Origin of the sequence: Micromonospora sp. CV4 (assembly GCF_003667455.1) — a bacterium.
Lineage (GTDB): Bacteria > Actinomycetota > Actinomycetes > Mycobacteriales > Micromonosporaceae > Micromonospora.
Genome location: NZ_RCVI01000285.1, coordinates 1 through 4,609, shown reverse-complemented (window position 1 = coordinate 4,609; position 4,609 = coordinate 1). Strand labels below are relative to the sequence as shown.

The following is a 4,609-nucleotide window of genomic DNA, read 5'->3' as shown; positions in this document are numbered from 1 at the left end:
AAGTTGCTGTCCGTCGGCACGGCGTGTCGTGGCCACAACTTCATGATCAAATCGGCTGAGCGGGGGAGCCCGGTGAGGGTGTCAGTGGGGAGCGGTGGGGCGGGTGGGCGCAGCGCATAGGCTGAGCGGATGGTTGATCGCACCCACTCCGGCCCCAGCGAGGCGAGCGTGCGGCGGGCCCTGGGCCGGGCCGCGACCGGGCGGGCGCTGGACGTCGACGAGGCGACCGCGCTGCTCTCCGCCCGCGGCGACGCGCTCGACGAGCTGCTCCGGGTGGCCGGTGGGATCCGTGACGCCGGCCTGCGTGACGCCGGGCGACCGGGCGTGGTCACGTACTCCAAGAAGGTCTTCATTCCGCTGACCCGGCTCTGCCGGGACCGCTGCCACTACTGCACGTTCGCCACGGTGCCGCACCGGCTGCCGGCGCCGTTCCTGGACCGCGACGAGGTGCTGGCCATCGCCCGGGCGGGGGCCGCCCAGGGCTGCAAGGAGGCCCTGTTCACCCTGGGTGATCGGCCGGAGGAGCGCTGGCCGGCGGCCCGGAGCTGGCTGGACGAGCGCGGCTACGACTCCACTCTGGACTACCTGCGCGCCTGCGCGGTCGCGGTGCTGGAGGAGACCGGCCTGTTGCCGCACCTCAACCCCGGGGTGCTGTCCTGGTCGGAGCTGCAACGGCTCAAGCCGGTCGCGCCGAGCATGGGCATGATGCTGGAGACCACCGCGACGCGGCTCTGGTCCGAGCCGGGTGGCCCGCACTTCGGCTCGCCCGACAAGGAGCCGGCGGTCCGGCTACGGGTGCTCGACGACGCGGGCCGGGTCGGGGTGCCGTTCACCACCGGCATCCTGATCGGCATCGGGGAGACCCCGGCCGAGCGGGTGGACGCACTGTTCGCGATCCGTCGCGCGCACCGGGAGTACGGGCACCTCCAGGAGGTGATCGTGCAGAACTTCCGCGCCAAGCCGGACACCGCGATGCGGGGGATGCCCGACGCGGAGCTGCACGACCTGGCGGCGACGGTGGCGGTGGCCCGGCTGCTGCTCGGGCCGAAGGCCCGCATCCAGGCGCCGCCGAACCTCATCGCCGGCGAGTACGACCTGCTGCTGCGGGCCGGCATCGACGACTGGGGCGGCGTCTCCCCACTCACCCCGGACCACGTCAACCCGGAACGCCCGTGGCCGCAGATCGAGGAGCTGGCCCGGCACACCGAGCTGGCGGGGTTCACGCTGCGGGAGCGGCTGACCATCTACCCCGAGTACGTGCGCGCGGGTGACCCGTGGCTCGACCCGCGGCTGCTGCCCCACGTCGGCGCCCTGGCCGACGCGACGACGGGAATGGCGGTCGAGTCGGCCATGCCGCAGGGCCGGCCCTGGCAGGAGCCGGAGGAGGTGTTCGGCGGGCGGACCGACCTGCACGCGACCATCGACACCACCGGCCGGACCGACGACCGGCGTGGCGACTTCGACAGCGTCTACGGCGACTGGGCCGAGGTGGCCACGAAGGTGACCGCCGGGCCGACCGCTCTCGCCGGTGACCGCGACCTGCGGGCCGGGCTGCGGCTCGCCGCCGACGACCCGGCCGCGCTGCTGGAGCCGGCGCACACCGATGCCGCGCTGGCGCTGTTCGGCGCGGACGGGCCGGCGCTGGACGAGTTGTGCCAGCTCGCCGACGACGTGCGCCGGGACGCGGTCGGCGACGACGTCAGCTACGTGGTCAACCGCAACATCAACTTCAGCAACGTCTGCTACGTCGGCTGCCGGTTCTGCGCCTTCGCCCAGCGTGAGCGGGACGCCGACGCGTACCGTCTCTCCGTCGACCAGGTCGCCGACCGGGCGCAGGAGGCGTGGGCGGCCGGCGCCAGCGAGGTCTGCCTCCAGGGCGGCATCGACCCGAAGATGCCGGTCACCGGGTACGCCGACATCGTGCGCGCGATCAAGGCCCGGGTGCCGGACATGCACGTGCACGCGTTCTCCCCGATGGAGATCGTCACCGCCGCGGCGAAGGCCGGCGTTCCGGTGCGCGAGTGGCTGACCCAGCTGCGTGAGGCCGGGCTGGACACCATCCCGGGCACCGCCGCGGAGATCCTCGACGACGACGTGCGCTGGGTGCTGACCAAGGGCAAACTCCCGGCCGCCGCCTGGGTCGAGGTGGTCAGCACCGCCCATGAGCTGGGCATCCGGTCCAGCTCCACCATGATGTACGGCCACGTCGACCATCCCGGGCAGTGGCTGGCGCACTTCCGGGTGCTGGCGGGTGTGCAGGACCGCACCGGCGGCTTCACCGAGTTCGTCGCGCTGCCGTTCGTGCACACCAACGCCCCGATCTACCTGGCCGGCATCGCCCGCCCCGGGCCGACGTGGCGGGAGAACCGGGTGGTGCACGCGATGTCCCGGCTGCTGTTGCACGGCCGGATCGACAACATCCAGTGCTCCTGGGTCAAGCTGGGCGACGAGGGCACGGTGGCGATGCTCCAGGGCGGCTGCAACGACCTGGGCGGCACGCTCATGGAGGAGACCATCTCCCGGATGGCCGGCTCCGGCAACGGCTCCGCGCGGACCGAGGAGCAGTTGCGGGCGATCGCCACGGCGGCCGGTCGACCGGCCCGCAAGCGCACGACCGCGTACGGTCACGTCCGGCCCTGAGGTCGAACCTTTTCCCGCCACCGGCCGTACCACGACCGGTGCCCTGATCGTCTACACCGGCCGGAATCTGCACGGTCCGGAGATTGAGATCAGCCCGGACGAGGATCGACGGACCCACTCGGCGGTGCGGGAGCGCCGGGTGCGGGACGGCTCGATCCACAGTGCGGTCTACCCCGACCTCCCGGCTGGGATATATACCGTCTGGTGGGACGAGAGTACGTCCGTGGAGACGGTTTCCGTCCATGGTGGAGCGATTGCCGAGTTCGTGTGGCCGAGCAGCGGTTTCGGGGCCACCGACTGACCCGTGCCGCATCCATTTTCGCCCGCGCTCCGTCCACATTGTGGACGGGGCGCGTACGGTGTCCGCCGCTCGACGAGCGGTCCGGGCCGTGCCGCGTTAACCTGTCCCCCACCAAGATCAGCTTTGTGGGGAGGGGGTCGTCCGGTGCTCCAGGCGTCGTCGCGGGGCTGCCTGCCGGGGGAGCGCCACGGCAGAAAAGTCGGGCAACTCGCCGGAGAGGGCGTTACTCGGCCGGGGTCTGAATCGATAGGGCAGGTTGCGAGGCTGGACGGCCCGAGTGGCCGGCCGGGGGTGTCGGGAGGGCGACTCCATTATCAAGTTTGGCTTGACGGCGCACGCATTACACGCGTGTAATTTGAATGGGGTTGTTCGCACGGAACGCAACAAAACGGGACCGGACGGACAAGCACGCCTTTCGCGTGGGGGGTTGCAGCGGCGATGACGCCGGTGCGCGACAAGGAGGCATTTGATGGACGGCCAGCTTGAGGTGGCCGACCTGCTCGGAAACGCGCCGGAGTGGCAGGAGCGGGCGCTGTGCTCGCAGACCGACCCCGAGGCGTTTTTTCCCGAGAAGGGCGGCTCGACCCGCGAGGCGAAGCGCATCTGCTCGCGCTGCGAGGTCAAGACCGAATGCCTCGAATACGCTCTCGGTCACGACGAGCGGTTCGGCATCTGGGGTGGGCTCTCGGAACGGGAGCGGCGCAAGTTGAAGCGGCGCGCTGCCTGAGCGGTGCGGAGTCGGGGCGGTGGGGGCCGCCCGGCTCGCCCGCGCGGGGAAGTGCTCAGGCCAGCTCGTCGGGGTCGACCCCGAGGAGATTCGCCACCTGCTCGATGATCACGTCATGCACCAGGTCGGCGAGGTCCTCACGGTCCATCGCCCGGAACTCCAGGGGCCGGCGGTACAACACGATCCGTGGCGGCACCTCCTGCCGGCCCGGACGGCCCGGCAGGAGCCGAGCCAGCGGGACCTCGCCGTCCTCCAGCACGTCGGAGTCGTAGACGTTGAGATCCGGCGGGACGTCCTCGACCGCGAACTCGACACCGGCCAGCTCCTTGGCGAACCGCCGCTCCAGCGTCTCGACGGTGTCCAGGACCAGGTCGTCGAAGACCTCCGCCTTGGTCCGCGCCAGCGGCACGGTCGCCGGTACCAACCGCCCACGCAACCCGCGCCCGTGCCGGTCACGGTGGGCGCGCCGGCCGGAACCGGGGCGGCGGTGTTCCGGGCTCGTCATGAGGCAAAGGGTAGCCCCCGCGTCGGGCTGGCCAGCGGCAGCGCCTCTCCCGTGGCGCGCCGTGCGCCGCACGGGTGGATTGTGATCACCACGACGGGCGTGTCGCAACGCGAAGCGATGCGCCGGACCCGGTAATGGAGATACCCTGCCGCCGTGAGGTCACCACGGCGCTGCTCCCGTAACGGCTGCCCCCGGCAAGCGGTCGCCACATTGACCTATGTCTACAACGAGTCGACCGCGGTGGTGGGCCCGCTGGCGGCCTTCGCCGAGCCGCACACGTACGACCTGTGCGAGCCGCACGCCCGCAGCCTCACCGCACCGCGGGGCTGGGACGTGGTCCGGCACGAGGGCGAGTTCGAACCGCCGCCGCCGACCACCGACGACCTGGTCGCGTTGGCCGAGGCGGTCCGCGAGGCCGCCCGCCCGGCCCCTCGCC

4 protein-coding genes are annotated in these 4,609 nt (G+C 71.8%); 3 read left to right on the top strand and 1 reads right to left on the bottom strand.

The features are described 5' to 3' along the window. Window positions 1-129 precede the first annotated feature (129 nt). Complete coding sequence (locus tag EAD98_RS18825; RefSeq protein WP_121655368.1) at window positions 130-2,640, top strand: bifunctional FO biosynthesis protein CofGH; 2,511 nt, start codon at window positions 130-132, stop codon at window positions 2,638-2,640. A gap of 770 nt (window positions 2,641-3,410) precedes the next feature. Beyond that, the gene (locus EAD98_RS18815; RefSeq protein ID WP_007455784.1) at window positions 3,411-3,668 is read left to right on the top strand and encodes a WhiB family transcriptional regulator; all 258 of its coding nucleotides are present in this window, start codon (window positions 3,411-3,413) and stop codon (window positions 3,666-3,668) included. A 55-nt stretch (window positions 3,669-3,723) separates the two neighbouring features. On the opposite strand, the gene EAD98_RS18810 is transcribed toward EAD98_RS18815, so the two are convergent. After that, window positions 3,724-4,173: a metallopeptidase family protein gene (locus EAD98_RS18810; RefSeq protein ID WP_074316962.1), complete on the bottom strand. Its 450-nt coding sequence runs from the start codon at window positions 4,171-4,173 to the stop codon at window positions 3,724-3,726. A gap of 153 nt (window positions 4,174-4,326) precedes the next feature. Here EAD98_RS18810 and EAD98_RS18805 point away from each other — a divergent pair. Then, window positions 4,327-4,609 (top strand): DUF3499 domain-containing protein (locus EAD98_RS18805; protein WP_147457440.1); only part of this gene is annotated, 283 nt, incomplete at its 3' end.

Excerpts from the sequence above, each read along its gene's own strand:
- EAD98_RS18825 (WP_121655368.1), top strand. The coding sequence starts at position 130 with ATGGTTGATCGCACCCACTCCGGCCCCAGCGAGGCGAGCGTGCGGCGG.
- EAD98_RS18810 (WP_074316962.1), bottom strand. The coding sequence starts at position 4,173 with ATGACGAGCCCGGAACACCGCCGCCCCGGTTCCGGCCGGCGCGCCCAC.
- EAD98_RS18815 (WP_007455784.1), top strand. The coding sequence starts at position 3,411 with ATGGACGGCCAGCTTGAGGTGGCCGACCTGCTCGGAAACGCGCCGGAG.